We start from the raw sequence: 15,052 nt of genomic DNA, 5'->3' as shown, positions 1-15,052 counted from the left end.
TGGGCCGCCGGTCACCAAAAAGCCGAAGTCACTTTCCTGGGGAGAGCCATGTCTGTTTCGCGTACCTCGATGAGCCTTGCCGCCGCCGTCCTGGTCACCGTCATCGGACTCGGCTCTGCTTCCGCCCTCGACGCTCCTGTCCGCAACACCGTGGCCGGAGCGGGCTGGGACGCCGCCCCGGCCGACCCCTCCACCGACGGCGCCGGGTGGGACGTCGCCCCCACGTCCACCGACGGTGCCGGCTGGGACGCCGCCCCGGCCGACCCCTCCACCGACGGCGCCGGCTGGGACTGATCCACAGCCCGTCGCCTCACCCCCTCATGCGAGACGCACCGCACCCGCGACCCCAAGGAGTACGAGAGATGAGCACCACCTGCTGCAGCGCGACCACTGAAGAGCCGGCTCCGGCGCCGGTGGTGCTGGAAGACTCCTGCTGCGGAACCCCCGAGAAGGTGGAGGCCGAAGAGTCCTCCTGCTGCGGGACCACCGAGGTCAAGGCCGAACCGGAGCCCGTTCGGGAATCCGGCTGCTGCGGACCTGCCGAGCCCGAGGCGGACTCCTGCTGCGCCGCCACCGGCCAGGAGGATCCGGCCGACGTCCTCACCGGCCTCTCGCTCGACAAGGCGCTCGCGGCCCTCGGCGGCAGCGTGCCCCAGGCCACCGACCCCGCCCCCTACGTACTGCCCGACTGGCTCAGGGCGACCGAGGCGAGCCTGGCCGGGGCCGAGCCCTGGCACACGGTCGCCGATCGCGGTGAGGGCGAACTCGCCTTCCTGCCCGGCTTCGTCTTCGGCGCCGACCCCATCGTGGAAGCCGACCCGCGCACCTACCTCGGCTGGCAGCCCAAGTCCGGCGCGGTGGCCTGCTGCTCGGCCACCTCCTCCTGCTGCGACACCACGGACGTCGTCGAGGCCATGGGCGAGGAGGCGTTCTTCCCGACCCTGCTCCTCGGTTCGCCGCTCGGATACCGCTCCGAGGCTTCCGCCTCGGTCGAGGATCCGCTGCTGGTCGCAGACCTGATCGACCGCATCGTGCCGGCCGCGATCGAGGCGGGCGTCCACTCGATCACCGCCCCATGGCTCCACGACAGCCCGCACAGCGAGGTCCTCGCGCTCGCCCTCCAGGCGTACGGTGGCGACATCGCCTTCCACGGCGAGAACAACCTGCTCAGCCTCCGGCACGACAGCTACGACGCCTACCTCGCGTCCCTCCCGGCCCGCAAGCGGCGCCGCGTCAAGGAGGACAGCGACCGCGCCGCGAACTCCGGGACCCGTATCGAGCGCAAGGACCGCGAGGAGCTGCGCCCGTTGGTCGGCCGTATCTCCGAGCTGATCACCCTGAACCGGCAGAGGTACAGCGGAGGGGAGGACGTCACACACATCCATGCCCTGATCACCGCCCTCGTCGAGGGCGGTGCCGACGTCCGCGCCTACCTCGCCTACAAGGGCGACGAGGTCGCCGCCGCCTCGGTGACCGTCCGCCAGGGCAAGCGCCTGTTCGTGAAGTGGGCCGGCTTCGACTACGAGGCGCTCGGCGAGCGCAGCGGCATCTACTTCGAGATCGTCATGGACCGCCCGTTGCGCGACGCGTACGCCGAGGGCATCACCACCATCGAGGCCGGTCCCGGTGCTGACGAGGCCAAGCGGCTCCGCGGATTCAAGCCGCATCCCCTCCGCTCGGCGATCCTCGTCACGGACACCGCTCTTCGCCCCGAGATCGCCAAGTTCCATGCCGCGTACGGCGAGGCCCGCCGTGAGGCGCTGGGCCTCGGAGCGGAGGAGGAGCCGAGCACGGCGATCGGCCGGCTGAAGGCCAAGCTGCTCGGTGGTTCCGCCTACGAGCCGATCCAGCCCGTCCAGCCGGAGGGCGGCTGCTGCGGCTGACCCCGCTCCAGATCTCTCTCTTCGAAGCAGGCCCGGTGCGCGATGCGCGCCGGGCCTGTCGGCGTTCCTGGCATGAGAGGCAGGGCGGAGGGGGGTCAGTCGGTCCAGCCGGCCCTGCTCGCCAGCACTCCTGCCTCGAAACGGCTTCGGGCGCCGAGGCGGGCCATCATCTCCGACATCATGCGGCGCGCGGTGCGCAGACCGATGCCGAGCTTCTTCGCCGCGATCTCGTCCGTGGCCCCTTGCGTGAGCTGACGCAGCAGTTCCCGCTCCTGCGCGGTCAGGCCCGCCAGGTCGCGGTCGCGGGTGCTGCCGATGGGTGCGGCGCACTCCCACACCTGCTCGAACAAGGAGGCCAGGGCGGTGAGTACGCCGGGACCGGTCAGCTGGACAGCGCCCTTCCTCGTGTTGTTCGGGTCCACCGGCAGCAGCGCCACCTCGCGGTCGAACAGGACCATCCGCAGCGGCAGGGCCGGCACGGTGCGGACTTCGCCGCCGTTTCCGTGCAGCCACTGGGCGTATTCGACGGTCGGGCTGTCATTGCGGACGCTGTCCAGGTAGACGGTCAGCACCCGGACACCCCGGCGCATCAGGTCCTCGTCCAGCGGCCGGCTGGCGTCCAGGCTCGCGGCGGACTGCGCACCGCCGGGCATGAAGGACAGGCACTCGCTGGTCGAGCGGTGCGCGAGCTCTTCGAGGCGGGTCTGGATGGCGTCGAGCCCCTGGAGGTACTCGACGCCGTGCCGTTCGCCGGTCCGCAGTTCCGAGTATTCGTCGAGGAGTTTACTGATCGCGGCCTGGCTCTCGGCGTACTGCTGCTGCTGCGCGAGGAGATGGGCCTGCTGCCGCTGGAGCAGCAGCTGGAACCCGAGGTCCGGGCTGACAGGCCGCAGGCCGCCGGGCGCCTGCATGGAGCGGCGGAGCAGGTTCAACTCGGCCAGCCGGTCCAGCGCGCCGCGTACGGAGTCTTCGGGGCACACCAGGTGGGCGGCGATCTCCGAGACGCCCCAGTCCTGCTGAGTGAGCATCAGCCGGTAGACCGACTCGGCTTCAGTGTCCAGTCCCAAACTCGCCAGCACAGCGACCCCCCGCTCGGCGTTCCAACTATCAAGACGATCTGCCCAATAGATCGGCGGGCGCCGATGTTTGCAGGTCAAGGCGGATCCCGACAAGGGGCTGTCCGGGGCTGATCAGCACTTCCCCGCGGCGCGATGTGCTGCGCCATGGCCGATTCGAGCTGTTCTCAGGCAGGTGCCTGCCGGTCGCGCTTCATGCCACCCGTGAGCCCTTCCGCCCCCTCGGAATGATCAGCAAACTGGTGATCACAGGGCAGCGGAACTCCTCGGAAAACGAAATCCGAAGCGCGTCGAGAACGCCCCTGATCCGAGCGGCATCAATTAGCCCATCCATACGGAGGACAGCCATGTCTGCTGCGCGGAATACCCTGCGCCTGATCAACAGAGCCGCCGCGGTCGCGCTGGGCTTTTCTCCGGCCGGTGGGCACGGGTGCGGCCCCAAGTGCCGCCACACGGAGTTCTACAGCGCCGTCACCCGAGCCGAAGCCGACCAGCACGTGTGGTCCGTACCAGGACTTACCGCCCGACCGGGAGGGCCGATGTTCATGGCCACCGCCACGCTCGTCGCCGTCGATGACGCCGAGGTCGCGAGGCTGGAATCGGCGGTGGTCACCGACATCGTCTGGGCGGCGGCAATGCCGGATGACGATCTCGAACATGTCCACGCCAAAACAACGTCGGGCCGTATTGAGCTGACGTTCTTCCATCGCACCGGCAGCCTCGCCGACGCGTTGTCCGCGGCGGGCGCAATTAGCCGCCGCGCACTCAATTCCAGTCCGACCCTCGCCCAATGGCGAATTGCGGTCACCCCTCAGCTTCCCGGCGCCCTGCCCGGCTCGGGCCCCGCACTCGCGTGACACAGATCACATACCTGCCTGCAAGGAGTCTCACCCCATGAGCGGTATCAACGACCCGCGGCTGAAGGCCGAACAGCTCGCCGTGGAGACGATCGCCTCGATCGACCACGAGGTGAAGGTCCTCGGCTCGAAGTCCTACACGAACCGGCAGATCGCCATCGCGGCCCTTGCCGCTCTCGACGGCAGGACCGGCGTGATCGACGGTGCCCTGGTCTCCGACGACACCATCTTCTTCGCCGACGCCGTCGCCTCGTTCGGGCACGTCGCCGTCGAGATCGACCACGAGAACCACCGCTTCACCCTTACTCCGACCGGCAGGCCGATGGTCGCCCCCGAGGAGGACATCTTCGTCGGCGGCGCCGGCACCCCGCTGCGCTTCCTCATCTCGATGGCGGGTCTCGCCGAGGGCGTCACCACGATCACGGGCAACAACCGTATGCAGGAGCGCCCCTTCGGTGACCTGCTCGCGGCTCTCCCCGCTCTCGGCGTCGAGGCGGTCGCCGTACGCGGCAACGGCTCCCCGCCGATCCAGGTGAAGGGCGGCAACTTCGTCGGCGGCAGGACGAAGATCTCCGGCGCCATCTCCTCCCAGTACACCTCCTCGATTCTGATCAGCTCCGTCCTCGCCCAGCAGGACACAGAGATCGAGATCGTCGACGAGCTGGTCTCCAAGCCGTACGTCGAGATGACGCTGGCCACCCTCGCCGAGCACGGCATCACGGTCGAGCGCGACGGCTACCGCCGCTTCAGGATCGCGGCCGGCCAGTCCTTCAAGGGCGGCCACGCCGTCGTCGAGCCCGACGCCTCGGGCCTGTCGTACTTCATCGCCGCCGCCGCGATCCTCGGTGGCCGGGTCACCATCCCCGGCATCGGCTCCACCTCCCACCAGGGCGACGTAGGCCTCGCCGAGGTCCTGGGCCGGATGGGTGCCCACGTCGAGATCACCGAGAACTCGATCACCGTCAAGGGCGGTGACATGCACGGCATCGAAGTCGACATGGACGCCATGCCCGACGTCGTTCCCTCGCTCGCCGCTGTCGCCGCCTTCGCCCGGGGCAAGACACACATCACCAACATCGCCAGCCTGCGCGTCAAGGAGTGCGACCGCATCGCCGCCGTCACCACCGAGCTCCGCAAGATGGGAATCACCGTCGACGAGTACGACGACGCCATGACCATCCATGGCGGCACCCCGCACGGCGCGGTCATCGACACCTACGACGACCACCGCATCGCCATGACCTTCGCGATCATCGGCCTGCGTACCCCCGGTGTCGTCATCAACGAGCCCGGCTGCGTCGCAAAGTCCTTCCCGGCCTTCTGGAACACGCTGGACACCCTGCGGTGACCGGCGACGGAACCGCCAACGGGATCCTGCTCGTCCTCGACGGCTGGGGCCACGCCGCTCCAGGACCCGGCAACGCACTCACCGACGCCCACACCCCCGTCCTCGACTCCATCGCAGCCAAACACCCGTCCACCGTCGTGGAAGCCTCCGGCGAACACGTCGGACTGCTGCCCGGGACCGTCGGCAACTCCGAGATCGGCCACATGGTCATCGGGGCAGGCCGCCCCCTCGACTACGACAGCGTCCTGGTCCAGCGGCAGATCGACAGCGGGGAACTGCGCGCCAACCCGCGCCTGACCCGAGCCCTCGACCGCCTCACGGCCAACGGCGGCGCACTGCACCTGATCGGACTGGTCTCCGACGGGATGATCCACGCTCAGGTCGACCACCTGCACGAGCTCCTGTCCATCGCGGCGTCCCGCGGTGTGAAGCACGTGTGGGTGCACGCCATCACCGACGGCAGGGACGTCGCCGACCGCACGGCGGGCCACTACCTGGGCCGCGTCGAGGAGTTCTTCACCGCCACCGGCGTGGGGGCACTGGCCACCGTCTCCGGCCGCGGCTACGGCCTCGACAAGAGCGGCGACCTGGAGCTGACCGCCAAGGTCAGCGAGGCCGTCACCGACGGCAAGGGCGCCACCGCCCGCGACTACGGCCAGGTCCTGGCCGGAGCCGGGAACGGCGACGTCTGGATCACCCCGACCGTTCTCACCGACGTCGACGGCGAGCCGCTCGCACCCGTCCGCGACGGTGACACGGTGCTGTTCACCAACTTCCGCAGCGACCGGATCCAGCAACTCGCCGACGACCTCGTCCAGATCCTCACCGACACGGATGTGGAGATCCTCTCCCTGACCCGGTACGACACCAGGGCGGACATCCCTGCCCTGGTCGGCCGGGCGGACGCCTCCGGAGGCCTGGCCGACGCGCTGGAAGCCCACGGCCTGCGCTCCGTACGCATCGCGGAACAGGAGAAGTTCGAGCACGTCACCTACTACGTCAACGGCCGCGACGGCCGACGTAGGGAAGTCGAGGAACACGTCCGCATCACCGCGGACACCGCCCCCGACTACGTCGCCCGGCCCGAGATGAACCTCGCGCAGGTCACCGAAGCCATCACCGCCGCCGCCCGGCGTCACGACGTGGCACTGGTGGTCGCGAACCTCGCCAACATCGACGTGGTCGGCCACACCGGCGACCATGCCGCCACCGTCAAGGCCGCCGAGCACACCGACGGCGAGGTGGAGAAGATCCTGGCCGCCGCGGCGGCCACGGGCCGCTGGGTCCTGCTCGTCGGCGACCACGGCAACGCCGAGCGGATGTCCAGACCGGGCCCCGACGGCACGCCGCTCCCGTACGGCGGTCACACGACCAACCCCGTACCCGCCGTCGTCGTCCCCGCCCCGGGACAGCTCCTGGGCGAGCAGCTCGCGGAAGGAGGCAGCCTCGCGGATATCGCACCCACCGTCCTGCACCTGCTCGGCCGCCCGAGCGGCCCTGCCATGACCGGCCGGAGCCTCCTGTGACCACAGCCCAGCTCAAGGCGCCCGGCACGCCCGGCGGCGCCGCCTTCGCCTCCGCCCTCACCGACGAGGCCGTCGTCCGCGAACTGGACCTCGGGCCGGCCCTCGAGGCCGACCTCCGCACCGACACGGCGGGCACGGTCCACCTGCTGACGGTCCGCAACGTCACCGGCGAAAGCCAGGAGTTCTTCCCCGAACCGCTACTGCCGCGAAGTACCGGCCCTCTGCTCTTCCTCGGCGGCGCCTCCACCACCGAGGAGCGGGGCGGCCGTCTCGTCGCCCGCCTCGCGCCCCACGGGTTCGTCCAGCTCGGACGGATCCTCGACAGCCAGCAGGAGTACGCATGACCACAGTCACCGGACCCCGTCCGCGCATCGCGCTGGTCGGCGACCACGGCAAGTCCCCGGCCCACGCCCGGCTCGACGCCTTCCGCGGCGAGCTCGACGTCGAAACCGAGTGGATACCCACCGGGACCATCACGGGGCCCGAGTCGCTGAACGGCTTCCATGGCATCTGGGTCGTCCCGGGCTCCCCGTACGAGAGCAAGGACGGCGTGCTCGCCGTCATCCGCCTCGCCCGCGAGTCCGGCATCCCGTACCTGGGCACCTGCGGCGGCTTCCAGCACGCCCTGATCGAGTACGCACGCACCGTCGTCGGGCTCACGGACGCCGATGACGTCCAGTACGACCCGGAGGCGTCAACGCCACTGATCGTGCCGCTCAGTTGCTGCCTGGCCGGCGAGCAGGCGCCGCTCCTGCTCACCGAGGGCAGCCGGCTGGCCGCCGTCTACGACAACGCCGAGCGGACCACGGAGACGTACCACTGCAAGTACGGCCTGAACGGCGAGTTCGTCGAGCTCCTCACTGAGGCGGGCGTCGTCTTCAGCGGCTGGGACACCGAAGGCGCCCCACGCGCCGCCGAGGTGCCCGGCCACCCCTTCTTCATCGGCACGCTCTTCCAGCCGGAGCTGGTCTCCACCCCTGGCAACATCCACCCGCTGATCCGGGCGTTCACCGCCGAAGTTACCGCTGCCGCGGCCGTCACCGCCTGACCTCACACCGCGGCCCCCGGGCGGGTCACGTCACGCTCCACCGTGATCGGCTCGGGGGCCGGCCGCCCGGTCGCCCCAGATCAGTGCGTCGAGTACGGCACGCTGCTCCGGCCTGACCGAGTACCAGGCCCAGGTGCCCCGCTTCCTGCGGCTCACCAGCCCGGCGTCCACCAGGATCTTCATGTGGTAGCTGACGGTGGGCTGGGCCAGCTCCAGGAGCGGTGTCAGATCGCATACGCACGCTTCGCCCTCCGGGGCGGCCAGCAGGACGCTGAGGATCTGGAGCCGGGTCGGATCGGCTGTGCCCTTCAGATTCCGCGCGAGCGCTTCCGCCAGTTCCCGGGACAGCGGATCCACTTCGAGGGGCGGCCCGCAGGTCGGGTCCTCATCGACGAAGGGCAGGAAGCCTGCGGAGCGGCGGGTCACCTGATCTGCGGACATGCGGTTCACCCTACGTCCGGTGGTAGAGCGTCCAGCGGCACAGATGATCGTATTCACCCACTATTTGCTTGCCGTTCAACCGAACCGGCCCATGCCCCCGACGCCCCGCCAGGCAGGTGGGTGCCGTGCGCGGTTGATGCCACTCGCAACCTCTTCTGCTCGGCCCCACCCCTGAGCAGACTCTTGATCGTCAGGGTGGTTCGCCCGCCCCAGGCCCCTCAGCCAACTCACTGTTCACCATGAAAGGCACACCCATGTCCGTCATCACCACCGAGCACCGCAAGGCGCCGTCACTGCTCACCGCAAGGCGCAAGCGGAGCGGTTACGCAGCCTCCGCCGGGCTGCTCCTCGCAGCCCTGCTGACGGGATGCGCGGGTTCTGCCAAGGCCGGCTCGTCCGCGCTGCAGGCCAGCGGATCGACCACCGTCGCCCCGGTCGCGTCGGATGCCGCCGAGGCGCTCAAGTCCCGTGGTCTGAAGATCACGGTGGCCACCCAGGGGGGATCGGCCGGCGGCATCTCCCAGCTCGGGTCGGGGCAGATCGAGGTGGCGCTGAGCTCGAAGCCGCTGTCGGACGAGGACCACAAGGCATACCCCGGCACCGACTTCGTCCCGACGCAGATCGGTGCGGACGCGGTCGGCATCATCATCACCAAGGAGGTCGCCGACGCCGGAGTCAGGAGCCTCACCAAGGAGCAGGTGAAGGGCCTGTTCGAGGGGAAGATCACGAACTGGTCGGCGGTGGGCGGCCCCGACCTGAAGGTCTTCGTCTACGACAAGGAGCCCGGCCGCGGTACCCGCGAGGTGCTCGACAAGTTCGTCTACGGCGACGAGAAGCCCCCGGCGCCCCCGCAGTCCGGCAACTACGCCGTCGTCGGCGGCAACCTGGAGACCCGTAACAAGCTGAAGTCCACCCGGGGTTCGATCGCCCCGCTGTCGACCGGCTTCATCGAGGGGCACGACGATCTGGTGGCCGTGGCCCTGGAAGGCGTCACTCCCAGCATCGAGAACGTGGCGTCGACCAAGTACCCGATGACCCGGCCGCTGTTCATGATCACCGATGGCAAGCCGCAGGGAGCCGTCAAGGAGTACATCGACTACGTCGTCTCGGCGAAGGGCCAGAAGCTTCTGACCCCGCACGGCTACCTGACCCGCGAGCAGATGGGGATGTGACCGTGAGCCTCACTCTGGAGCGGCCTCCCCAGGCGCTCGGACCCGCCGCGTCGCGGCCGCCCGTCGCGGGCGGCCGCCCGCAGCGGGCGAGATGGGTCTGGGGATGGGTGTACACCGGGATGTTCTCGGTGGTCCTCGCCCTGACGGTGCTGATCGGGTATCTCGCCACGGGCATGGCGAGCGGTGACATCGACTGGCCGGAGCTGACGGGCGACCCGACGTGGAGCCCGGTGAACGGCGCCTTCGGCGCCCTGGCCATGATCTACGGTTCCGCCGTCGTGTGTGTCCTCGCGCTGGTGCTGGCCGTTCCGGTCGGCTGGTCGGCGGCCATCGCGCTGTCGGAGTACCTGCCGCCCCGCCTCGCCCGGCCCCTGAGGCTGAGCATCGAACTCCTGGCGGCAGTCCCCTCCATCGTCTACGGCCTCATCGGCATCATGCTGATCCGGCCGTTCGTCGCGATGCTGGGTGACGTGCCGGGCGGTGACAGCCTGCTGGCCGCGGGCATCGTCCTCGCCGTGATGATCATGCCGACGATCGTGGCGGTGAGCGTGGACGCGCTGGCCGCCGTCCCCGACCGCTACCGGGAGGCGGCCTACTCCCTCGGCCTCACCCGCCGTGAGGTCGTACGGTCGGCCGTGTTGCCCAAGGCACACTCGGCCATGCGCGCCGGTGTCCTGCTCGGCCTCGCCCGAGCCCTCGGCGAGGCGATCGCGGTCTTCCTCGTCGTGGGACGGGCCGACGGAAGGCTTCCGGAATCGTTCGGAGACTTCATCTCCTCCCTGGTGCACCCCGGCCAGACCTTGACCACCAAACTGGCCGGCCCGGAGCCGATGCTCGCGGGAACATCCGGGCCCTACTTCGCGGCGCTGTGCGGTCTGGGCATCGTCCTGCTCCTCCTGGTGGCCGCGGCCACGGTGTGGGGCACCCGCGGAACACCGAGCCGTGCCACCAGGCGCGGGCTGCGATCCCACCGGGCCACCGCCTGGCTGCGCATCCCCCGGGACCGGCTCGCGACGATGCTCCGACTGGGAGCCCTGCTGCTGCCGGGAGCCCTACTCCTCGGAATGCTCGCCGTTCTCGTGACACGGGGGAGTTCCGCACTCAGCCCGGCCTTCTGGATCTCGTCCTCCACGGGTGCGGCCGGCGGCGGTGTGCGCGACCAGATCCTCGGCACGCTCCTGCTCCTGGTCACGACAGCCCTGATCGCACTGCCCCTCGGCTACGGGGCGGGCATTCTGATCGGTGCCCACGCCTCCGCGAGGACAGCACGTGTGCTGGAGACGCTCACCGTGGTCGTCGGCGGAACACCGACCATCCTCCTGGGCCTTGCCGGATACGTCATCTTCTCCACGACCATGGGATGGGGCCGGTCCTGGCTGGCCGGGGCCGTCGTGCTGGTGCCCGTGGTCGTGCCCGTCGTCGCTCTGACCACTGCCGGCCGCATCCGGAGCATGCCGTGCGAACTCACCGAGAGCGCCCTGGCACTCGGCCTGTCCCGTTCGCAGTACATCCGTTCGGTGGTCATCCCCTACACCTGGCCCGCCACGCTCACCGGTCTGCTGCTCGGCCTGGCCAGGGCGGCGGGCGAGACGGCTCCCCTGATCTTCACCGCCACGGTGTTCTTCGGGGCGCCCGCCCTGCCGACCGGCATCGTCGACTCCCCGGTGCAGTCGCTGCCGACGCACATCTTCACCCTGTCCCAGGACTCGGGTGCCCCGGAGGCGATCACCCAGGCATGGGGCAGCGCGCTGGTCCTGGTCCTGATCACCGCAGTTCTTCTCAGCCTGGCGGTGGCGCTGCGCAACCGCTTCGAAGGAGCACGATGGACAACGTGATATCCGTCCGCGACCTGCGGGTCCTCGACGGCAAGAAGACTCTGGTGGGCCCGGTCACGTTCGAGCTGGCAGGCGGATCGACCACGGGGCTGTGCGGTCCCTCCGGCGCCGGGAAGTCCACGGTGCTGCGCGCTCTCGTCGACCTCCTGCCCCACGGTCTCGTCCGGGACGGCCACGTGGAGGTGCTCGGGCGGACCATCCTTCGCGGCAAGGGTGACTCCGGCCTGAGGAGCACCGTGGTCCTGGTGCCTCAGACACCTGTCGTCTTCGGCGGGAGCATTCTGGACAACGCGCTCTTCGGCCTCAGGCATCTGATGCGGGCGCCCCGGGCTGAGATGCGCGACCGTGTGGAACAGGCTCTGCGTGAGGCGGGACTGTGGAGCGAGGTCCACAACCGGCTGGACTCCCCGGCGCAGACGCTCTCCGCCGGTCAGCGCCAGCGGCTGTGCCTGGCCCGCGCGCTGGCCCTGGAACCCGCGGCCCTCCTGCTGGACGAACCCACCAGTGCCCTGGACGAGCGGAGCCGGGACACGGTCGAGGAGTCGGTGGCCGCCCTTCGCGGCAACCGCACGGTCCTCCTCGTCTCACACGATCCGGCGCAGGTGGACAGACTCTGTGACCGCACGGTACGGCTGGAGCTGCCGGAAACCCTGGCGCTCTCCTCGGCAGCGGCCTGAGCGGGGCGCCGGGATCCGCAGCGGGGAACGGAAGCCGGGCCAGGTCCGTCGTGTCGCAATCACGACGGACCTGGCCCGGGGTCTCCACCGGGCCGAACGCTCCGTTCTGACCGGTTCATCGACGTCCGGCTCCTGTCCGGAGATCCCACCCCGGAGCAACCCCACCGCGGTCACCGCGGTGGGGTTGCTCCGTTCTCCGGGACTCTCCGGGGTTCTCTTCCGGGACTCTCGCGGTCCCTTCTCCGGGCAGAGCCCGCGGAAGGGACCGCGTCTTTCAGACAGCCGCCGTGAGAGCGGATTCGCCGGCCGGGGCGGCGTCGCCGAGGGCGGCGAGGTACCGCTCGGCGTCCAGGGCGGCGGCGCAACCGGAGCCGGCCGCGGTGATGGCCTGGCGGTAGAGGTGGTCCACCACGTCGCCCGCCCCGAAGACACCGGGAACGCTCGTCCGGGTCGTGGGTGCCTCGGTCCTGAGGTAGCCCTCCGCGTCCAGTTCGAGCTGGTCGGCGAAGAGTTCCGTACGGGGGTCGTGGCCGATGGCGACGAACAGGCCCGTCACGTCCAGGTCGCGGGTCTCGCCGGTCACCACGTCGCGCAGCACGACACCGGAGAGCATCCCGCCGCTCTCCTTGATCTCGGCGATCTCGCTGTCGAACGCGAAGGAGATCTTGGCGTCGGCGGAGGCACGGTCCTGCATGGCCTTGGAGGCGCGCAGCGTGGAGCGGCGGTGGACGACGGTGACCGAGCGGGCGAAGCGGGTCAGGAACGTGGCCTCCTCCATGGCGGTGTCACCGCCGCCGACCACGACGATGTCACGGTCGCGGAAGAAGAACCCGTCGCAGGTGGCGCACCAGGACACCCCGCGTCCGGAGAGCGCGTCCTCGTTGGGCAGGCCGAGCTTGCGGTAGCCGGAGCCGGTCGCGATGATCACCGCCTTGGCGCGGTGGACCGTGCCCTCGGAGTCCGTCAGCAGCTTGATGTCACCGCTGAGGTCGACGGAGACGACGTCGTCGTCGACCATCTCCGCGCCGAACCTCTCGGCCTGGGCCCGCATGTTGTCCATCAGGTCGGGTCCGTCGATGCCGCTGGGAAAGCCCGGGAAGTTCTCCACCTCGGTCGTCGTGGTGAGCGAGCCGCCGACGAATATGGAGCTGCCGAAGAGCAGCGGCTTCAGCTGCGCGCGGGCTGTGTACAGCGCGGCTGTGTATCCGGCAGGGCCGGAGCCGATGATGATGACCTCGCGCACGTCGTCATTCGTCATGATGCGGTCAGTTCTCCCTGTTCTTCGCGCTCTTGGTGTCGATTTCGGCGATGAGGCCCTCGATGAGGCCCTTGATCTCGTCGCGGATGGGGCGGACCGCGTCCACGCCCTGGCCGGCCGGGTCCTCGAGCTGCCAGTCGAGGTAGGTCTTGCCCGGGAAGTACGGGCAGGCGTCGCCGCAGCCCATGGTGATGATGTAGTCGGAGGCCTGGGCGGCCTCGGGGGTGAGGACCTTCGGCCTCTGGTCGGAGATGTCGATCCCCAGCTCGGCCATGGCGGCCACCGCGGAGGGGTTGATCCGCTCTCCGGGGACGGAGCCGGCGGAGCGGACCTCGATCCGGTCGCCCGCCAGGTGGCGCAGGAAGCCGGCGGCCATCTGCGAGCGGCCTGCGTTGTGGATGCAGACGAACAGCACGGATGCGGGCGGGGTGGAGGACATCGTCTCTTCCTTCGGGCCGGTTATTCACCCAGGACTGGTATCAGCCCCGAGTGATGTGACAGTATCAGTCCATGATGACGTCAGTCGATACTGATCTGCTTCGGGTTCTGGCCGACCCGCTCAGGCTGCGGATCGTGACCCTCCTGGCCAGGGAGACGCTGTGCACCACTCACCTCGTGGAGGAGACGGGTGCCCGGCAGACCAACCTGTCCAACCATCTGAAGGTGCTGCGGGAGGCCGGGGTGGTGGAGACGGAGCCGTGCGGCCGCTTCACGTACTACAAGCTCCGCCCGGACGTCATCGACCGGCTGGCGGGTCAGTTCGCCGAGCTTGCCGACTCCGCCCGTACGGCTTCCGAGAACAAGAGGGCCTGTCCGTGACCCCCACGCAAGCACCGGCGACCACCGGTACGTCGGTCGTGGGGAAGCTGTCGACGCTCGACCGCTTCCTCGCCGTATGGATCCTCCTGGCCATGGCCCTCGGTCTCGGCCTGGGGCGGCTCGTCCCCGGCCTGGACGACGCGCTGGCCGAGGTCGAGGTGGGCGGGATCTCGCTGCCCATCGCGGCCGGCCTGCTGATCATGATGTATCCGGTGCTGGCGAAGGTCCGCTACGACAGGCTCGACGCGGTCACCGGTGACCGCGGGCTGATGGTCTCGTCGCTGGTCGTCAACTGGATCGTCGGGCCTGCCCTCATGTTCGCGCTCGCGTGGATCTTCCTGCCGGACCTGCCGGAGTACCGCACCGGTCTGATCATCGTCGGGCTGGCGCGCTGCATCGCCATGGTGATCATCTGGAACGACCTGGCGTGCGGCGACCGTGAGGCCGCTGCGGTCCTGGTGGCGCTGAACTCGGTCTTCCAGGTCCTCGCGTTCGGTCTGCTGGGCTGGTTCTACCTGGACCTGCTGCCCGGCTGGCTCGGCCTGGGGGAGGGCGAGACGCTCGACATCTCCATGTGGAAGATCGCACTCAACGTCGTGATCTTCCTCGGTGTGCCCCTGCTGGCCGGGTTCCTGACCCGCCGCATCGGCGAGCAGAGGATGGGCCGCGAGTCGTACGAGGCGGCGTTCCTGCCGAGGATCGGCCCCTGGGCGCTCTACGGCCTGCTCTTCACGATCGTCATCCTCTTCGCCCTGCAGGGGAAGACGATCACCTCCCAGCCGCTGGACGTCGTACGGATCGCACTGCCGCTGCTCGTCTACTTCGCGATCATGTTCTTCGGCACGTTCCTGCTCGGCAAGGCCATCGGGCTCGCCTACGACCGCACCGCGACACTCGCCTTCACCGCCGCGGGCAACAACTTCGAACTGGCCATCGCGGTGGCCATCGCCACCTTCGGTGTGACGTCCGGTCAGGCGCTCTCCGGCGTCGTCGGCCCCCTCATCGAGGTCCCGGTCCTCATCGCGCTGGTCTACGTGTCGCTCGCCTGGCGCAAGAAGTTCGCCGCTTCCGCACGGGCGACGCGCGGTGCGGAGCAGTGATGGACTGCCCAG

General features: G+C 69.6%; 16 protein-coding genes. 12 read left to right on the top strand and 4 right to left on the bottom strand.

Features of this window, described 5'->3' with window-relative positions; all coding sequences use genetic code 11:
* Positions 1-48: 48 nt before the first annotated feature.
* Both AB0C82_RS02185 and AB0C82_RS02180 read left to right on the top strand, forming a co-directional pair.
* Positions 49-294 (top strand): hypothetical protein, encoded by a 246-nt coding sequence (locus AB0C82_RS02185; protein WP_362835386.1) that lies wholly within the window; start codon positions 49-51, stop codon positions 292-294.
* 68 nt (positions 295-362) lie between these two features.
* Positions 363-1,883, top strand: a complete 1,521-nt coding sequence (locus tag AB0C82_RS02180; RefSeq protein ID WP_362835384.1) for a GNAT family N-acetyltransferase — start codon at positions 363-365, stop codon at positions 1,881-1,883.
* 95 nt (positions 1,884-1,978) lie between these two features.
* Here AB0C82_RS02180 and AB0C82_RS02175 read toward each other — a convergent pair whose 3' ends face one another.
* Entirely contained in the window at positions 1,979-2,950 is a 972-nt protein-coding gene (locus AB0C82_RS02175; RefSeq protein WP_362835382.1) for a helix-turn-helix transcriptional regulator, read from the bottom strand.
* A gap of 554 nt (positions 2,951-3,504) precedes the next feature.
* On the opposite strand from AB0C82_RS02175, the gene AB0C82_RS02170 reads away from it, so the two are divergent.
* The 5 genes from AB0C82_RS02170 to AB0C82_RS02150 are packed head-to-tail and all read left to right on the top strand — an operon-like array spanning position 3,505 to position 7,738.
* Entirely contained in the window at positions 3,505-3,816 is a 312-nt protein-coding gene (locus AB0C82_RS02170) for a hypothetical protein (RefSeq protein ID WP_362835380.1), read from the top strand.
* Between the two features lie 37 nt (positions 3,817-3,853).
* A complete protein-coding gene (aroA, locus tag AB0C82_RS02165) occupies positions 3,854-5,164 on the top strand; it encodes a 3-phosphoshikimate 1-carboxyvinyltransferase (protein WP_362835378.1) in 1,311 nt (436 codons plus the stop codon).
* Complete coding sequence (gpmI, locus tag AB0C82_RS02160) at positions 5,161-6,690, top strand: 2,3-bisphosphoglycerate-independent phosphoglycerate mutase (protein WP_362835376.1); 1,530 nt, start codon at positions 5,161-5,163, stop codon at positions 6,688-6,690. Before aroA ends, gpmI begins: the two co-directional genes overlap by 4 nt.
* On the top strand, positions 6,687-7,034 hold the full coding sequence (locus AB0C82_RS02155; RefSeq protein ID WP_362835374.1) for a hypothetical protein: 348 nt from the start codon (positions 6,687-6,689) through the stop codon (positions 7,032-7,034). Before gpmI ends, AB0C82_RS02155 begins: the two co-directional genes overlap by 4 nt.
* Positions 7,031-7,738 (top strand): hypothetical protein, encoded by a 708-nt coding sequence (locus AB0C82_RS02150; protein WP_362835372.1) that lies wholly within the window; start codon positions 7,031-7,033, stop codon positions 7,736-7,738. Before AB0C82_RS02155 ends, AB0C82_RS02150 begins: the two co-directional genes overlap by 4 nt.
* Positions 7,739-7,768: 30 nt before the next feature.
* On the opposite strand, the gene AB0C82_RS02145 is transcribed toward AB0C82_RS02150, so the two are convergent.
* Positions 7,769-8,179: a metalloregulator ArsR/SmtB family transcription factor gene (locus AB0C82_RS02145; protein WP_362835370.1), complete on the bottom strand. Its 411-nt coding sequence runs from the start codon at positions 8,177-8,179 to the stop codon at positions 7,769-7,771.
* A gap of 239 nt (positions 8,180-8,418) precedes the next feature.
* On the opposite strand from AB0C82_RS02145, the gene AB0C82_RS02140 reads away from it, so the two are divergent.
* The 3 genes from AB0C82_RS02140 to AB0C82_RS02130 are packed head-to-tail and all read left to right on the top strand — an operon-like array spanning position 8,419 to position 11,863.
* Positions 8,419-9,351, top strand: a complete 933-nt coding sequence (locus tag AB0C82_RS02140; RefSeq protein WP_362835368.1) for a phosphate ABC transporter substrate-binding protein — start codon at positions 8,419-8,421, stop codon at positions 9,349-9,351.
* Between the two features lie 2 nt (positions 9,352-9,353).
* Positions 9,354-11,186 carry a phosphate ABC transporter permease subunit PstC gene (gene pstC, locus AB0C82_RS02135; protein WP_362835366.1) on the top strand — a complete coding sequence of 611 codons (1,833 nt, stop codon included), beginning with the start codon at positions 9,354-9,356 and terminating at the stop codon, positions 11,184-11,186.
* Entirely contained in the window at positions 11,174-11,863 is a 690-nt protein-coding gene (locus tag AB0C82_RS02130) for an ATP-binding cassette domain-containing protein (protein WP_362835364.1), read from the top strand. The genes pstC and AB0C82_RS02130 overlap by 13 nt, the downstream gene beginning before the upstream one ends.
* Before the next feature lie 274 nt (positions 11,864-12,137).
* Here AB0C82_RS02130 and trxB read toward each other — a convergent pair whose 3' ends face one another.
* Complete coding sequence (gene trxB, locus AB0C82_RS02125) at positions 12,138-13,121, bottom strand: thioredoxin-disulfide reductase (protein ID WP_362835362.1); 984 nt, start codon at positions 13,119-13,121, stop codon at positions 12,138-12,140.
* A gap of 7 nt (positions 13,122-13,128) precedes the next feature.
* Positions 13,129-13,560, bottom strand: a complete 432-nt coding sequence (locus AB0C82_RS02120; protein WP_362835360.1) for an arsenate reductase ArsC — start codon at positions 13,558-13,560, stop codon at positions 13,129-13,131.
* A gap of 71 nt (positions 13,561-13,631) precedes the next feature.
* Between AB0C82_RS02120 and AB0C82_RS02115 the strand changes: the two genes are divergently transcribed.
* Together AB0C82_RS02115 and arsB are read left to right on the top strand one after the other, a co-directional pair.
* A complete protein-coding gene (locus AB0C82_RS02115; protein WP_362835358.1) occupies positions 13,632-13,940 on the top strand; it encodes a metalloregulator ArsR/SmtB family transcription factor in 309 nt (102 codons plus the stop codon).
* A complete protein-coding gene (arsB, locus tag AB0C82_RS02110) occupies positions 13,937-15,040 on the top strand; it encodes an ACR3 family arsenite efflux transporter (RefSeq protein WP_362835356.1) in 1,104 nt (367 codons plus the stop codon). The genes AB0C82_RS02115 and arsB overlap by 4 nt, the downstream gene beginning before the upstream one ends.
* Positions 15,041-15,052: the final 12 nt, after the last annotated feature.

Source organism: Streptomyces sp. NPDC048560 (assembly GCF_040650955.1).
GTDB lineage: Bacteria > Actinomycetota > Actinomycetes > Streptomycetales > Streptomycetaceae > Streptomyces.
The sequence above is the reverse complement of the archived record's forward strand: the minus strand, read 5'-3'. Positions and strand labels throughout refer to the sequence as shown.

What these genes read in the sequence shown, in the direction of transcription:
- AB0C82_RS02185 (WP_362835386.1), top strand. Translation starts at nt 49, where the DNA reads ATGTCTGTTTCGCGTACCTCGATGAGCCTTGCCGCCGCCGTCCTGGTC.
- AB0C82_RS02180 (WP_362835384.1), top strand. Translation starts at nt 363, where the DNA reads ATGAGCACCACCTGCTGCAGCGCGACCACTGAAGAGCCGGCTCCGGCG.
- AB0C82_RS02170 (WP_362835380.1), top strand. Translation starts at nt 3,505, where the DNA reads ATGGCCACCGCCACGCTCGTCGCCGTCGATGACGCCGAGGTCGCGAGG.
- aroA (WP_362835378.1), top strand. Translation starts at nt 3,854, where the DNA reads ATGAGCGGTATCAACGACCCGCGGCTGAAGGCCGAACAGCTCGCCGTG.
- AB0C82_RS02150 (WP_362835372.1), top strand. Translation starts at nt 7,031, where the DNA reads ATGACCACAGTCACCGGACCCCGTCCGCGCATCGCGCTGGTCGGCGAC.
- AB0C82_RS02145 (WP_362835370.1), bottom strand. Translation starts at nt 8,179, where the DNA reads ATGTCCGCAGATCAGGTGACCCGCCGCTCCGCAGGCTTCCTGCCCTTC.
- AB0C82_RS02140 (WP_362835368.1), top strand. Translation starts at nt 8,419, where the DNA reads ATGAAAGGCACACCCATGTCCGTCATCACCACCGAGCACCGCAAGGCG.
- AB0C82_RS02130 (WP_362835364.1), top strand. Translation starts at nt 11,174, where the DNA reads ATGGACAACGTGATATCCGTCCGCGACCTGCGGGTCCTCGACGGCAAG.
- trxB (WP_362835362.1), bottom strand. Translation starts at nt 13,121, where the DNA reads ATGACGAATGACGACGTGCGCGAGGTCATCATCATCGGCTCCGGCCCT.
- AB0C82_RS02120 (WP_362835360.1), bottom strand. Translation starts at nt 13,560, where the DNA reads ATGTCCTCCACCCCGCCCGCATCCGTGCTGTTCGTCTGCATCCACAAC.
- AB0C82_RS02115 (WP_362835358.1), top strand. Translation starts at nt 13,632, where the DNA reads ATGATGACGTCAGTCGATACTGATCTGCTTCGGGTTCTGGCCGACCCG.